Annotated in this window: 11 protein-coding genes and 1 pseudogene; 4 read left to right on the top strand and 8 right to left on the bottom strand. The window is 60.2% G+C overall.

Translation table 11 applies throughout. The features are described from left to right. Positions 1-14: 14 nt before the first annotated feature. The gene (locus H597_RS29775) at positions 15-1,808 is read left to right on the top strand and encodes an ABC transporter ATP-binding protein/permease (protein ID WP_083940946.1); all 1,794 of its coding nucleotides are present in this window, start codon (positions 15-17) and stop codon (positions 1,806-1,808) included. Here H597_RS29775 and H597_RS0105090 read toward each other — a convergent pair. After that, positions 1,802-3,181 (bottom strand): hypothetical protein, encoded by a 1,380-nt coding sequence (locus tag H597_RS0105090; protein ID WP_028101186.1) that lies wholly within the window; start codon positions 3,179-3,181, stop codon positions 1,802-1,804. The two genes, H597_RS29775 and H597_RS0105090, sit on opposite strands and share 7 nt — an antisense overlap. Positions 3,182-3,592: 411 nt before the next feature. On the opposite strand from H597_RS0105090, the gene H597_RS0105085 reads away from it, so the two are divergent. Then, complete coding sequence (locus H597_RS0105085; RefSeq protein WP_154667964.1) at positions 3,593-5,944, top strand: hypothetical protein; 2,352 nt, start codon at positions 3,593-3,595, stop codon at positions 5,942-5,944. 12 nt (positions 5,945-5,956) lie between these two features. Here H597_RS0105085 and H597_RS0105080 read toward each other — a convergent pair whose 3' ends face one another. From H597_RS0105080 to H597_RS0105065, 4 genes and pseudogenes are all read right to left on the bottom strand, one after another. After that, positions 5,957-7,021, bottom strand: a complete 1,065-nt coding sequence (locus H597_RS0105080) for a TolB family protein (protein ID WP_154667963.1) — start codon at positions 7,019-7,021, stop codon at positions 5,957-5,959. A 118-nt stretch (positions 7,022-7,139) separates the two neighbouring features. Beyond that, a pseudogene (locus H597_RS33805) lies at positions 7,140-7,705 on the bottom strand (aromatic amino acid lyase); the annotation flags it as partial. A 231-nt stretch (positions 7,706-7,936) separates the two neighbouring features. Further along, a complete protein-coding gene (locus H597_RS0105070; RefSeq protein WP_154667962.1) occupies positions 7,937-8,371 on the bottom strand; it encodes a hypothetical protein in 435 nt (144 codons plus the stop codon). An 8-nt stretch (positions 8,372-8,379) separates the two neighbouring features. Then, complete coding sequence (locus H597_RS0105065; RefSeq protein WP_154667961.1) at positions 8,380-9,189, bottom strand: hypothetical protein; 810 nt, start codon at positions 9,187-9,189, stop codon at positions 8,380-8,382. A gap of 84 nt (positions 9,190-9,273) precedes the next feature. Here H597_RS0105065 and H597_RS0105060 point away from each other — a divergent pair, with 84 nt between their 5' ends. Further along, a complete protein-coding gene (locus H597_RS0105060) occupies positions 9,274-9,927 on the top strand; it encodes a response regulator (RefSeq protein WP_028101180.1) in 654 nt (217 codons plus the stop codon). Further along, entirely contained in the window at positions 9,924-11,297 is a 1,374-nt protein-coding gene (locus H597_RS0105055) for a sensor histidine kinase (protein WP_028101179.1), read from the top strand. The genes H597_RS0105060 and H597_RS0105055 overlap by 4 nt, the downstream gene beginning before the upstream one ends. Here H597_RS0105055 and H597_RS0105050 read toward each other — a convergent pair. Genes H597_RS0105050 through H597_RS0105040 form a run of 3 tightly spaced genes read right to left on the bottom strand, consistent with a single transcriptional unit; the run spans position 11,294 to position 15,304 of the window. Beyond that, positions 11,294-13,387, bottom strand: a complete 2,094-nt coding sequence (locus H597_RS0105050) for a flagellar biosynthesis protein FlhA (RefSeq protein WP_028101178.1) — start codon at positions 13,385-13,387, stop codon at positions 11,294-11,296. The two genes, H597_RS0105055 and H597_RS0105050, sit on opposite strands and share 4 nt — an antisense overlap. Next, positions 13,384-14,529, bottom strand: coding sequence for a flagellar type III secretion system protein FlhB (gene flhB / locus H597_RS0105045; RefSeq protein ID WP_028101177.1), 1,146 nt, complete (start codon positions 14,527-14,529; stop codon positions 13,384-13,386). The genes H597_RS0105050 and flhB overlap by 4 nt, the downstream gene beginning before the upstream one ends. After that, positions 14,522-15,304: a flagellar biosynthetic protein FliR gene (locus H597_RS0105040; protein ID WP_028101176.1), complete on the bottom strand. Its 783-nt coding sequence runs from the start codon at positions 15,302-15,304 to the stop codon at positions 14,522-14,524. The genes flhB and H597_RS0105040 overlap by 8 nt, the downstream gene beginning before the upstream one ends. Positions 15,305-15,310 lie beyond the last annotated feature (6 nt).

Here is a 15,310-nt window from a genome sequence, read left to right as displayed (position 1 = left end):
CTGAAAGCAAGAAAATGGATATTCCGCATTCCTCTGCCGCAAGGACAGCGACCGGCGAAGCCTCGGCGCCGAGCCGCGGAAGGCGTCGAACCGCCCCGCTATCGCTTGCTGCATTGAAGCAATTCTTCAATGTCGCCAAGCCCTTTTGGCTGGAGGAGAAAAAATGGGAAGCCTGGGGCATGCTGATGCTCTTGGTCGTTCTCATGCTGGTCGAGACCAAGTTGGCGGTCATGTTGAACAACCAGTCCGGCGAGATGACGTCCGCATTGGCCGGAAGAGAAGCCGACCGGTTCTGGAACTCCGTGCGCACCAGTTTGCTCGTCCTGGCTTTTGCGGTGCCCTCCTACGCGTTTTATTACTATATGCGCGACCTCTTCGCCAACCGCTGGCGGCGCTGGCTCACCGGCCGTTTCCTCAATGGCTACCTGAACGGGCGCAAATATTACGAACTCCTGGCAAACAGCGACATCGACAACCCCGACCAGCGCATCAGCGAGGACATCAACACTTTCACCGGAAGGTCTATCCATTTCCTGTTGATCTTCCTTGGCTCGATTATGCAGCTGGTTGCTTTCAGTGCCGTGCTCTGGTCGATCTCGCATTTATTGGTCGGCGTGCTGGCCACGTATGCCTTAGCGGGCACCATCATCGCACTCTATTATTTTGGCAATCCCCTCATCCGCCTGAACTTCTGGCAATTGCAACGGGAAGCGGATTTCCGGTTCAGCCTGATGCGCTTGCGTGAGAATGCCGAGGCCATCGCCTTCTACCGTGGCGAGGAACAGGAGCGTTCCTACATAGACAGTAAGTTCGACAAGGTATTTCACAACTTCGCCAGGCTGATCAAAAGGCAGCGGGCGTTGAATCTGTTCCAGCGCAGCTTCAGCCAGTTGACATTGATATTGCCAGGAGTAATCCTGGCCGAACAGGTTCTATCCGGTGAGCTGGAGGTGGGGCGGGCCATCCAGGCAGCAGGAGCATTTGCCGCAGTGCTCTCCGCAGTCGGTGTCGTCGTCGAAAATTTCGAGAGCCTGAGCCGATTCGTGGCCGGCACGGAACGCCTGCAGACTTTATCCAGGCTTGTGCTGCCAACCGAACGCATGACCGGCGACACGCAGCCTAGAATTCAGTTCCGTCCGGCGAAACAACTGTCATTCGAGTCGCTGACACTGTGCCCTCCACAATCTGAACGGGTGCTGATCAGAGACCTGACGGCTGTGGTGAAACCGGGCGACGCATTACTGATTACCGGCCCCAGCGGATGCGGAAAAAGTTCCTTACTGCGCGCGATTGCCGGCTTATGGAACGCCGGTAGCGGCGTGATACACCGGCCTCCGCTGGGTGAATTCTTTTTCCTTCCCCAACAGCCTTATTTGCAGCCCGGCACACTACGCAGCCAACTGATCTATCCCAGCGTTCAGTCGAACCTGAGTGACCAGGATCTGCTGCACGTCCTGGAACAAGTCCATTTGCCAAGTCTCGCTGAGCGCGTTGGCGGCCTTGACGCAGTACACGACTGGGGAAAACTGCTGTCGGTGGGAGAACAGCAGCGCTTGGCTTTCGCCCGCGTGCTGGTCCAGGAACCGCGCATCGTTATTCTGGACGAAGCGACCAGCGCCCTCGATAGTGCCAACGAAGCATCGCTTTACGGACAACTGCGCAAACAAGGCATTACCCTGATCAGTGTTGCGCACAAAGATACGCTGCTACGCCACCATACCCATGTGCTGCACTTGATGGGAGATGGCGATTGGAAGCTCGACCAGACAGATGGCGACAACCTCGAGCCCCCGATGATGACTCAATAAGCGATGTTCAAGTCAGGCTTGCCTGACAGGGTACGCCTGAACACAATCGCATTCTCCTTTGAATTCCATCCGAATGCGTTGCCATCGTATGGGTCGCGCAAATCGGCTTTTCCCAAGAGTTCTTTCACCTCGTCGGCCTCCACCCCGTTGGACCGGAACTGAGCTGCCAGAACCGATGCTCGGCGAACTCCCTCCAGGTTAGCGACACGGAATCCGTACTTCGTGAAGTCACTCAAATTGTTCAGATTAACCAGTATATGGCCAATCGGATTGTAGACGCCAATCTCAGTAATGTCCTTTTGACCGAGTTCCTTGGACGTCAACAAAGTCTCCGCCGCGCCTGGAAGAGCGGCATAATCGTGGTCGAACAGCTTCACGATTCCCATCAAGCGCACCGCATACGCGTTACTTGTAGCCTGCTTCTGGAACAAGCGCCCTGCGAATTGTTCTGAGGTGAAAGCATCGAAAACAGACGCTCCTTTCTTCTGCCCCAAAACTTCATTCCTTGCACCGTCAGCGGCATTCTTTTCGAAGAACGCCCATTCATTCGCCATTGTCTTGGCCATGGAACGTTCGCGATTGGTAATCGGCTCGCTCCATCCGGCCGGAATTGCTTTCGAGGCATTGGCAGGCGACAAACGGCGCAGAGCAAGATTCCCGATCATGAAATGCTGCTCAATCGCAGCGACGGCGATCATCTTTTCAATCAAGCTTGCACTCTCGCTGAGGGTCATCCGCCAGAACCGTAGGTCGCGTTCGAGCAAACCCTTGCAGCCTGCGTCATCGCCCATACCTGCCATTTGCCATGCTTTAAGCAGCGTCAGGCGCTGGGCCTCCATGACATGGCCATACGGTAGCATTGGCGACGTTACATCGCTCGGCCATAAGTTCCGCCAATGCGTAAAGTTGAGAAGATCTTCGTAGCGGGCAATCAGTTTCGCGTCGCGCTGGATCCAGTTCGCCACGCGCGCCGGCTCTCGATCCATAGCATCTGCGCAGGCCCGATTGTTTTCCTTGCAGAGCTTCGAAAACTGCTTCAACTCAGCATCACGCATTTCGGAAGAATCGCGTTTTGCACCGGGCCACTCAGCTATTCGACCTGGTTTGGAGGTGGCAGAAAATGTGCGGTGCCACTCAACGCGATCAAGGCCAACCCGTCTCGCGTCGGAATCGTCGGCAGCGGAGAAGCCTGCGACATATACGTACGCATTTTCCCGGTCATCCACAGAAGTCGCATTTTCTGTGATGCGATGCAAATCGAGCGTGGTTTGGGACGGTGGCTCGTCCTTGCGATTGATGAATAGCACGCTCAAAACCAATGCGAGCACCAGTATAAAGCCGCCGACCAGGATCTTTAACAGCAAGGATTTCAACGCTATTCCATTCCCAAATAGGTTAGTAAATCAAAAACCCGTTATTAGACGCGATATACAGTCTGCGTGCAAGGCAGGCAAGCAACCGCGTGCTACCATAGCACCGCAAGGAATGTCACCATCAAATTCACAGATTACTCGCCGTTGTCCAACCCAATTCTAATCAGCCTGGTTCGCTGCCGAACCGGCATTAAGGCCTGGGTCAGCGAGCTTGACGAAGATTCCGGATCCCCCGTCCTCATAAGTCGCCCACTGGAAGACCTGGATATCTCCACTCTCCCTGAACGCAGATCGTTGCTCGCCGATTGGCAGTCACTTGGAAGCGCCCGCGAGGCGGGTGCAGTCTGGCCGGCATTCTGGCGAGTGTTCTGGGCGACGATATCTGAGCCCCAGGACACCGCCCCGGCAGCCATGCCACAACAGACGTCGCAGCCCGCGAAGCCAGCCGCCACGGCGGCCCATCCCCGTGCATTCCGCGGCACAAAATTCCAGCCGCCCAAGCCTTCGCAAAACGAATCGGACCTGCATGCCTGGTTGGCGGACGACCGCTTGCTCGATGGCTTCTTTGCTCGCCACGATTTTGAGCGGTTTCCGGTGCTGGGTCCTGACGGCAGTACCTGGCCTGGCAACGGTTCCCTGGAGCACACGCCGAGCGTCTCACGGTTACTGGCGCAACGGGGCGCAATCGAGGATGCAAACATACCAGTCGCATTCAGGCGTCATTTCCTGTGGCTGCTGCGCACTGCGCCAAGCACAATGCGTCTCACATGGCTTGCGCTCTGGCGCGCGCTTGGAGCCCCGTCACACGGCGCGCTGTTGGCCATCCTGGCGCGCATATGCGGCATATCGCCCGCAACGCATGCCTGGGCAGAATTGGCCTTGAATCTTCCGCAGGAACGCCAGCCCATCTACCTTATAAGCTTGCTCAAGCACCAGTCCTGCCGGTTGCCGAGCTCCCATTTGAACAGCGAGCAGCTATGCACCCTGGACGCTATAAGCAAAGACGACAAGCAGTTTGAAGCCTATCTCAATGTCGCTCTGGAAAACCTCAGCCGCGGCGTCAGCGTCGTTTACACGCTGATCGGCTGCCAGTTACCCACCAGCTCATGGGGTCAGGAATCGCTTATGGCGGGATTGCGCACAGCGTCCAATTGCGACGATGTACCGGTCGCGGACATCGGACGCATGCTGGCAGCATTGGGCGACGACGGACGCCATTGGGCCCGAAGCGCCTGGGATTACTGCGCAACGCAGCCAGGCTACGCCCGCATTCTTCGGGAAACCAGCTGGGAGTCCATGACAAGCACGGTCGCTGATCGTTGGCTCTCGCTGTTCCGGGTGAGTGAATGGGACTTCCCGAATCCGGCAATCCGCTCTGCGCAATGGCGCCTCCGCCTAGCCATGTTCCCGGAGTTGCAGCGGCAATTGCTCGCCCTGCCTCGCGAACGGCAAGAACGATTCGTCAGCATGCTGTTCGACTACTCATGTGGCTGGGAGAATGCCGAAACACTGCGCGACAGCTGGCCAGTACTTTTGCCCCTTCAGGTGCGCTTATGCCTTCCGCCGTTCGAATCTGATGCAACCGGAAACCATACGCTGGCGGCGTTGGCCGCGAATGTCGGCGCCGATGGCTGGCGGCGGCTCGCAGCAATGCCTGACAGTACCTGGCGCGCCATCGAACAAGCCTGCCGCCGCGACAATGACGCATCGCTAATTCGTTATGGTTTATTTGGACTGACGGAAGCGATGCCGGACTTTGTCCTGAGCACATTGATTTCCGCACCGAAGCGGCTGATGCAGTCGATGTCCCTGGTCGGCTGCCTTGAATACAATACGCGTCGCCGCTTTCTCGCGCAAGCGGTTCGGACGCCGTGGTTTGCCAACCAATGGGAAGACATGGCAGCAACGGAAGCTTGCGAACGTATCCTTGCACTGAGCACCGAGTATGGATTGGATAGCCCTTTGCCGCGCCGTTTGCGGGAGCAAATCAACGGAAAAGCAAACTTGAGCGAGCAGCAGATAGCCCGCCACTGCGGCGTCACCCTCGCCCGCCTGCCCTACATCCAGCTCGCTGCACTCGACGCGATGGCTTGGCAACTGATCGACGGCCCCTTCAACCTGCGGTCGGAATCGACCGCGGCAAGCCATGCTGTTCGCCTGCACGCCAGTATCAATGGCGGCAACCGCAAGGCATTGAAGCGTTTTTTACTCGGATATGCAAAGGGCGGCGTGCATACCTACCTGGATCACCCGCTGAACCGAGCCTGGTACGCAAGGCATGCGCGTATCGATATGGCCACGTGGGGTGGCGGCCAGTTGCGCAAATTCGTTGGCGAGGGGACTCTACAAATTTCGATCGAGACCGATCCCCTGGAGATCCTGATGCTGGGCAGCTACGTCGGCAGTTGCCTGGGCCTTGGTGGAATTTGCGAGTATTCGTCGGTAGCCTGCCTGGTGGACGCCAACAAACAAGTGGTGTACGCCCGCAATGCCTCGGGACGCGTCCTCGCCCGTCAACTGCTCGCAATCGATGAACGCGACAGGCTTGTGTGCTTCGAAGTCTATCCCCAATCGGCAGACGCACAATTGCGCCAGGCGTTCAGGCAATTTGACGCCGAACTCGCCGAATCGCTCGGTATCGGCATCTATCGCGACGACAGTGACGATTTCTACGAGGTTCCGACCATTCTGGCCATGGAATGGTGGGACGATGGCCAATGGCGCACCAGCGACGAGAAAGCGACAACAAACAAGCCCGCGTGAGCCGGTTCGAATTCACCAGGTGAACATCTTCGAAGCCTTCAACTCCTGCGGGAGTTCAGCCATTTTGCCACTGCTCGCCTCATAAACGAGGAACTCATCAAGAAAGCCGTGCCTTAACAGCAGGTGGTCATTGTCCAGCCAACCCGCGATAAGCTGCCGCGCGCAAGTTGTCGCGCCCATTGTTGCGATCAACTTCGATCGGCCCTTGCGGTTCTCGAGCTTAAGCACATATTCGGATTCTTTGACGTTCTTGCTTTCGACAAAAGCGCGCCAGATTCCATCCGGCGAACTTTCCGAATCCGGTCCGTTGCGGGATGAGCGAGGATCCTGATCCTCGGAAACCGGGATCTCCCGGCCATCTCGTGCGAGCGCATGGAGCCGGCCATCGGACTCATCTCTTCTGATCAGCCTTTCGAAAGACTTCGAAGACAAGCGATACGAGTAGACCTCAAAAGGAACCTCATATCCGTTGTGAAGTGCGCTACGCGCCAAAATCAGCAGTTCCGAGCCATCTTTTGACCATATGGGCAAGGTCATGAGTTCCTTTGCCGGAATGGTTGCCGGCGGCTTGATTTCTGTGCGTTTCAAGGTCGCTGTGTCGACCAGGAAAAGACCGGCGTCCGGATCGTTATCCCAGCGCGGTGCATAAGCTCCCCTGAGAACGAGGTGATTGCTGTCCGGCGAAAATGAAGGGAGGATCCCGTGCGCCGGATGTTCATAAATCAGACGATCTGCATTGGCCTGGCGGTCGAATAGCCAATATTGCACGCTCTGTCCACCTTTTCGCCTTCCCCCATAGCTGATCCAGCGGCCATTTGCGGACTGCTTCATGTGCATGTCGAATTCAAAATCATGGTCAGTCAGGCGCCTGCTGCTTTGCCCGGTCAGGCTGCCGGCAAACAGCTTTCCATCCGCATCAGCGAAGTAGATCAACGTTTTGATGTTCATCGACGCCAAGGAAACCCTTTTCACGTCAGGCGCAATGCGATCGCAATTTGCGATTACCGCAGCGTCAAGGGAAGTTGATGCCGAAAATAGAATTGCTATTGAACATACTGCGGAGAGAAAAGAAGACATTTGCTTCCGTTGCCGTAAGTTAATTTCTAGACAATATTATCACGTTAAAAATGAAAACAGAACGACATGGCACCTAAGGCCAGGGCAATCCGATCCCGCCTATTTGCGGTCAGCGCCACCCAAGGAAGGTGATGCTGATCGCCAGCAGATCCATCGCCTGCGCCAGGTATTGGCCGTGGAAGTTACCGCCGAAGATGATCTCGAAGCCGCCGCCGTCCTTGCCGAAGATCAGCGGGTTGTCGGGGGCCGAGTTGATCTCGTTTCTCACGATAGTGTCGATGTAGTCCAGCGCATCGAAGACCGGACCGTACACCTGCGGCGTGCAGCGCAGCGATTACACGTCCTGGATACACGGGGTATAGGGCATGTCCGTGCGCCGCAACTCGCCCGGAAACTGCACGGTGCGCGCTTCATGCGTTGTGCGGGTCGAACCTTACAGCAGTTTGCGCACCGCGGAAGCTGTCTTGATCTGCCCCGGATGCGGGCGCGCCTGCTGGATCCGTGGGTAGACCCGGACATCTCGGCATGCATGGCTTCCAGCGTCAGCCCGAGGGACAGGCAAGCGTCCGTCAGCAGATCGCGCGCGTCCTTCGCCGCCAGCACGGCAACCGCCAGCGACGCGGTGCAACCGTTGATCAGGGCCGATGCATCCTTGGCTTTAAGATCGAACTTGACGGGCCCGATTTCCGGGCGACTACTGCATCAATCCACCATTGAGGCCGCCCGCCACCGGCGAAGCGATCCTCGACGCGGTAGATGCGGTACGCGCCCTGGCATGACGCGCGCCCGCAGGCGCAAGCCCGAAGCGCTCGGCAGTGCTGTGTTACTCGCCGTGGTGGTCCGCTGAAAACGCCGGCTTCGCCCTGGCGCGCGAAATCAATTGCCAGCGCCACCGGTCTTGTGGCGCTGGTCCTTTCACTGGGTGGCGCCTCCGGAACCCTTGTTCGACGGACTGCCAGGCGCCTGGCGTGCCAGCATCGCCTCGGCCTTCGATTCACCCTCCCGCATAAGGAATTTTCGGACTTTGCCGGCAGGGTCGAACAGGATCACCAATTCCCGCTCATGCGTGACCGCGGCGGTGATCGTCGACAGCGTTCCTAACACCGGCAGAAACCCGGCAAACGCGGGCAGTCCAACCTTGTAGTCGTAGCTCCAGACCTCATAGCCGCTCGCGAAGGAATTGACGCTGGCGCTGCCAAGGACCTCCTTGACGTCCTCTCTTGTACTGGTCCCGATCGTCAAAGCGCGGCGGGTGTCTTCGGCGGTCAACGGCTTGCCGCCCCCAAATCCAAGCGATGCACAACCGCTCAAGCCCAACACAAAAACGCATGCAAAGACCAGCTGCATCATCTTGCGCCTCATAGCGTTGCCCTCACCGGTTCATCTTCCATATATTCCAGTTCAACCAGCGTGTCGTCGGACCAGCTTTGATCCGAGATATTGATGTTGTAAGTCCGCTCGGTCAGCACCGGATAAAAGTCATAAAACAAGTGGAACGGTTTCAAGAGCATGTTTCCGTACATGAACTTGGAAAAAAGCGCTTGTCTTCGCGCGCCATCGACCAGCGTCACATTGAAAACGGCGCGCTCGCCGTAATACAACCAGGCTCCCGGATAGGTGGTGCAAACGTCGACCAGTGCATCCAGCACCAGGTAAGCCGGCGGCTTGAAACCCACCAGCAGGGTCGCTGCGCGGTCGATCTGGCACTCAAGCCGCAGGTCGCCGAGACGGCGCGTATTTGGCGGCAAGCCCGGCGTACGCACTTCCGGCCCCCAGGCAAAGCTGCGCGACTTGCGGTTCACGACTACCCTGGCGCCATCCTCCAGCGCTTTGGCATCGCGCGGCAAGGTGAAGGTCAGGTCTTTTTCCAGTGGGACCGGCTGCATGCCGCTCTCGCTTTGTATTGCGACCTGAATGCCCGACAGCTTCACGCCTTGTATGCGCGGGTACAAGCGGTAACGCAAGCTGGCATTCGGCGCAAGATGCCGGTATTTCTCGAAAGCGTCCATCCCCTTGACCATGCGCCGATATGATTGATCGTCCGGATCGGCAAGGCCGTCAACCTTCACCACGGGCATTGATTCGTCGGGGCCTGTCGGCGGCGGCGCGGCCCAAGCCGGGGCGGAGGCGGCAAGGACGCATGTCAAACCGAATCGATACCAGTGCATTCAACTCTCCTGTTCTTTGATGCTCGAATTCTATTGGCGCCAACCTTTGGCTAAGCTTAAGATTTGAGCGGATATACTCCGCTCATGCACATTCTCATCATCGAAGACGATATCGACCTGGGCTTCGCCCTCCAGCAAGCCCTCAAAACCGAAGGGGTCAGCAGCCAATGGCTGCGCAAGGCGTCGGATGCGCCCATGGCCGCTGGACTGGACGTCGACTGCGTGCTGCTGGACCTGTCGCTGCCCGATGGTTCGGGCCTGGACTTGCTGCGGCGCTGGCGGCGCTCCGGCATATCCGTCCCCATCATCATCATTACCGCACGCTCCGCCCTCGCCGACCGCCTGGCCGGACTCGATGGCGGGGCCGACGATTTCGTTGTCAAGCCCTTCGAGACCGCGGAACTCATTTCGCGCATCCGCGCCGTGCAGCGCCGCTACGCGCGCCAGGCCAGCGAAATATGGACCATCGGCGACCTGCAGATCGAGCCGCGCAGTTTCGTGGCCAGGCTGAACGGCGCAGAGCTCGACCTGTCGCCGCGCGAATTCAAGCTGATGATGGAGCTGGCACGCGAGCCTGGTGTGGTGGTCCCCAAAGGCACCCTGGCCCAGCGCCTGGAACCGCTGGGCGATGCGCTCGATTTCGGCGCCATCGAGGTTCACATTTCCAACCTGCGGCGGAAAATCGGCGCGGAACGTATCCGCACCGTGCGCGGCATCGGCTATCTCATCGCACCATGAACACCATCCTGCGCCCAACCCTCGCCAGAAGAATCGTCCTGTCACTGCTGATTGCATTTGGCCTGGTCTGGATCACGCTCATGGCACGGCAGTTCTATACCGCCACAGACCAGCAAGCCTTCGACAGCAACCTGCAGGCGCTGGGCGATAGCCTGTTCGCATCGATCTCCTCCGTTGAAAGCGACGGCGAAGCGCGGGCAATCGCCGCATCCACCTCGACCCTGGTCAACGACAGCTATCGGAACAACCGCGTGCAGGGTGCGCTGCTGATCGGGCTGTCGAACGCCGACGGCGAGCGCCTGTTCATCTCCCCGGAGGGAGGCCAAGCCAAGCTGAAAGGCATGCCGGGAATGGTCGGCGGCGCAACGATCGGCGGCCAGCGTTTCCGGGTCTATCTGCGCCAGGACAAACGCTGGTCTCTGACCGTGGCGGCCCCGCAGCAGGACTCGTGGTGGATCCTGTCGAGGATGGGCGGCGAACTGACGGTGGACATGCTGATTGCCTTCCCCTTCGTCCTGCTGCCCGTATGGCTGGCGGTCCGCAGCGGCCTGCGTCCACTGCACAAGCTGTCGGACATGATTGCCAAACGGGGGGACGACAACCTTTCGCCGCTCGGCTACGAGGCAAAGCACGCCGAATTGCAGCCCCTGGCGAACGCGCTGGACAGCCTGATCTCCAGGCTGCGCATGAAGCTGAAGCGCGAACACGGCTTCGTCCAGGATGCCGCGCACGAACTGCGCACGCCGATGGCGGTGATTTCAGCGCAAGCCCACGTACTGAGCATGGCGACGACACCGGAACAGCGTACGGAGGCGGAGCAGCGCATGAACCACGCCATTGCCCGCGCCTCGCACCTGGTGGGGCAGTTGCTGGACCTCGCCCAGATCGGCAATCACCGGGACGGCAAGGCAGGCAGCATCGATGCCGCCCATTTGCTGCGGCAAGAGCTTGCGGCCCTGGTGCCGGCGGCCGCCGCCCGCGATATCGAGCTCTCGCTGGAAGCCCCGGATACACTGCAGACGGAGGTCGAAGTGCATGCTTTCCAGTCCATCGTGCATAACCTGGTCGCGAACGCCCTGGCTTACATACACCGGGACGGGCAGGTATCGGTCGAACTGAAGGACCGCAACGGCGAAATCACCCTGTCGGTCACCGATGATGGCCCCGGCATCGCCCCCGACCTGCGTGAACTGGTCTTTGAACGCTTCTACCGCGGCAAGGCGCACGACGTGCCAGGCGCCGGCCTCGGTCTTGCGATTGTGCGTGAAGCGGCCACGCGCTTGCGCGGCGCGGTCAGCCTGAGCGAAGGCATGGGCGGCAAGGGATGCCGCTTCGTGGTGACTATCCCCGCCGCGCCGTCGCCGGCTTAACCGACGGTACCGATAATGGAGACTTCGCGGTTCTCCGGCACTTCGTTGTACGACAGCACGTGCAAACCTGGCGCAAACAGCCGTGCATAGCGCGCCAGCAATGGGCGAATCTGCGGCAGCACCAGCAGCAGCGGCGGCGTGGCCTGCTGCTTCATCTGCTCGCGCGCCACCGGCATATTGACCTGCAATTGCGCCAGCAGGTGCGGGTCGATCGGATAGTTGTCCAGCACCACCTTGCCGCTCTGGCGCGCCTGGTTCAGGGAACCAAGCAGCATATTTTCCAGCTCGCCGCCGAGGTTAAATGCCAGCATCTCCGTCTTCTGCCCGAACAGGCCGGAGACGATCTGGCGCCGCAGCGCGCAGCGCACCTCGGCCGCCAGCAGGATCGGGTCCTTGGTGGTCTCCGACGAATCGAGCAGCGTGGTGGCGATCGGCACGATATCCTTCAGCGACACCGACTCCTGCAGCAGCACGCGGAACACACGCAGCAACTGGGTATGCGTCAAAGCCTTGTCCAGCGCGCCGGCCAGCTTCGGCGACAGCGCCGTCAGCCGGTCCATCAGCGCCGACACATCTTCGTGGCGGAAAAGTTCGGGCAGGTATTCGCGCACCAGTTTCGAGACATGGGTGGCGATAGCGCTAGGCGCTTCCACCACCTGGTAGCCAAGGCCCAGCGCGTGCGCCTTGTCCTTGGCGTCGATCCAGGTCACCGGCATGCCGTAGGCCGGTTCCACGCCCGGGATGCCGTCGATCTGGCCGTACACATTCGGCGACGGGATCGCCATCAGCTTGTCGGCAAAGACTTCCGACAGCGCGATCGTGGAGCCGCCCATCAACACCGCATACTGTGTGGGCTTCAGGCTCAGGTCGTCGCGCACGCTGATCGGCGGCAGCACCATGCCCATCGCTTCGGACAGGCTTTGCCGCACCCCGCGCAGGCGCTTGGTCAGCATTTCCCCATGGGCCTTATCGATCATGCCGACCAGCTTATAGCCCAGGGAAACCTGCAGCGGCTGCACCACGGGCAGCGATTGCCACTCCAGCTCCGGCACCTTTTCTTCGCGCAGCGCGGCCTCAATGGCGGCCAGGTTGTCGGTGACGGGCACACCCTGGCGCTGATACATACGCCAGCCCACGTAGCCCAGCACCGCGGCAAATGTGAGGAAACTCAGTTTCGGCATCCCCGGCACCAGGCCGATGAACAGCATTACGGCCGACGCGCTGAACAGCACATTCGGCGACGTCAGGAGCTGCTGGCCCACCAGGGATTCGAAATCGGCGCCTTCCGATTCGGACACGCGGGTGACGATGATTGCCGCCGCGGCCGACAGCAGCAGCGCCGGGATCTGCGCCACCAGGCCGTCGCCGATGGTCAGCAGCGCATACTGCTTGAAGGCGTCGCCGAAACTCATGTCCTGCATCAGGGTGCCGATGGCGACGCCGCCGACGATATTGATAATCAGGATCAGGATCGACGCAATCGCATCGCCGCGCACGAACTTGGCCGCGCCGTCCATGGCGCCATAAAAGTCGGCTTCGGTCGCCACTTCCTTGCGGCGCAAGGTGGCCTTTTCCTGGTTGATCAGGCCCGCGTTCAAGTCGGCGTCGATCGCCATCTGCTTGCCCGGCAAGGCATCCAGGGTGAAGCGCGCCGACACTTCGGAGATACGCTCGGCGCCCTTGGTCACCACGGCGAAGTTGATGATCATCAGGATCACGAACACCACCATGCCGACCACGTAGTTGCCGCCGATGACCACCTGGCCGAAGGCTTCGATCACCTTACCTGCGGCATCGGTGCCCTGGTGACCATGCAGCAGCACCACGCGGGTCGAGGCCACGTTCAATGTCAGGCGCGCCAATGTGGTGGCCAGGATCACCGTCGGGAACACCGAGAAGTCCAGCGGGCGCTTGGCGTTCACGCTGACCAGGATCACGATCAGGGAGAGAACGATATTGAAAGTGAACAGGACGTCCAGCAGGATAGGCGGCAGCGGCAGGATGATCATCGCCAGGATCGCCAGCAGGAACACCGGCGTGGCGAGTTTGTGGCGTCCCGCTTCTGCGAACAAAGCCCTCAGGAAATTCATATGGCAGCTGCCTCACTCATGGAAGTTGGAACCGGTACCTGCGCCGCATCCAGCGGATTGGGCTGCGAGGGACGGCGCCCCTCGCGGAACGCCCTCAGTTGCAGCACATAATGCAGGACCATGGAAACCGCCTGGTACAACTGCACGGGAATCTGCTGGTTGACCTGGCTCGTATTGTAAATGGCGCGCGCCAGCGGCGGCAGCGACAGCACTTCCACCCCGTTCTCCTGCGCCAGCTTGCGGATATACAGCGCCATCTCATCGACGCCCTTGGCCAGCACGAACGGCGCCTCGGCGCGCTTCTCGTCGTATTTCAGCGCCACCGCATAGTGCTCCGGGTTGACGATCACCACGTCGGCGCCCGGAATGATCTTGCGCGCCGCGCGTTCGGCCAGGGCCCGCTGCAGCTGGCGGATGCGCTGGCGCACTTCGGGGCGCCCTTCCTGCGTCTTGTATTCTTCCTTCAGCTCCTGCTTGGACATCTTCTGCTGTTCGGCGAAGAAGTAAGCCTGGGCCGGCACGTCGATAATGGCGAAGATGATGAATACCGCCACCATCGCCATCAGGCCGTTCAGCATCAGGCCGGAGCCCGAGATCAGCGCCTCGTTCAGGCCCAGGCCCTGCAGGCGGGTGTATTCCCTGACCGTGCCGGTGCCCACATGCACCAGCACCCACAGCAGCACCCCCGCCTTCCCCATCGACACCAGCAGCTCGAAGCCGTGCTTCTTGGAGAACAGCCGCCCCAGGTTGCTCACCGGGCTGAAACGCTCGAACTTCGGCTGCAGGTTCTTGGCGCTCATGACCCAGCCGCCCGGCACCATGGCGCCCAGCACCACGAACAGCGGTACCACGAACAGCGGCAGCAGCATCTTCACCAGCAGCAAGGCCGAACTGCTCCAGACCGTGCTCATGACGTTATCGAGCGCGCCCTCACCCTCCAGGGGCGCGAACGACTGGTAGAAGATCTCGCGGAACTCCAGCAGGTAGGACGGCAGCATGACCACAAAGATCTTCAGCGACACCAGGATGCCAAGCGCCGTCGCCAGGTCGCGCGAACGCACCACCTGACCTTCGTCGCGGGACTTTTTCAGCTTCTGCGCTGAGGCCTTCTCTGACTTGTCGCCGCCGCTGTCGTCAGCCATGGGGCACCATCTGGAGCTGGATCATGTCGAGCACGCGGTTCGACATGCGGATGTAATGCTGCGGAATGAAGCGCACCACCTGGCCCAGCATCAGCAAGCCGAAGATGGTGATCACCGAAAAGCCCAGCGCAAACAGGTTCAAGGTCGGCGCCACCCGGTTCAGGAAGCCGAAACCCAGCTGCACCACCAATGCCGAAAACACCACCGGGATCGCCAGCAGCATGGCCGCCGAGAAGATCCAGGCCGCGTTCCAGGCCACCGTCTGCAGCAGCAGCGCCGGATAGCCGCCGCCCACCGGCCAGGCCTTGAAGCTTTGCCCCAGCACGCCGGTCAGCACCAGGTGGCCGTCGATGGCGAAGAACACCACGATGGCCAGCATGGCCAGCAGGGCCGACACCACGTCGGACGAGGTGCCGTTCAGCGGGTCGTTCATCACCGCCATCGAAAAGCCGACCTGGCTCGAAACCAGGAAGCCCAGCACGCCGATCACGGACATGGAAAAATGGAAGGCCAGCCCGATCACGCCGCCGATCACGGCCTGCTCCAGCGTGGCGGCGATGCCGTGCGCCGACATCGGGTCCAGCCCCGCCACCACCTGCCCCTGCGTCACCGGCAGCAGGATCACCGCCAGCACCACCGACACCAGCAGGCGCACCGTCACCGGCACCATCATCTCGCCCAGCACCGGCGCCGCGCTCAGCATGGCCATGCAGCGCACGAAAGGCCACCAGATCGCCGTCAGCCACACGAGAAGGTTTGCCAGGACCTGTTCCATGGCTCG

Source organism: Pseudoduganella violaceinigra DSM 15887 (genome assembly GCF_000425385.1).
GTDB classification, from domain to species: domain Bacteria; phylum Pseudomonadota; class Gammaproteobacteria; order Burkholderiales; family Burkholderiaceae_D; genus Rugamonas; species Rugamonas violaceinigra.
Note: the sequence above shows the minus strand (reverse complement) of the source record. Positions and strands in the feature narration are given on the sequence as shown.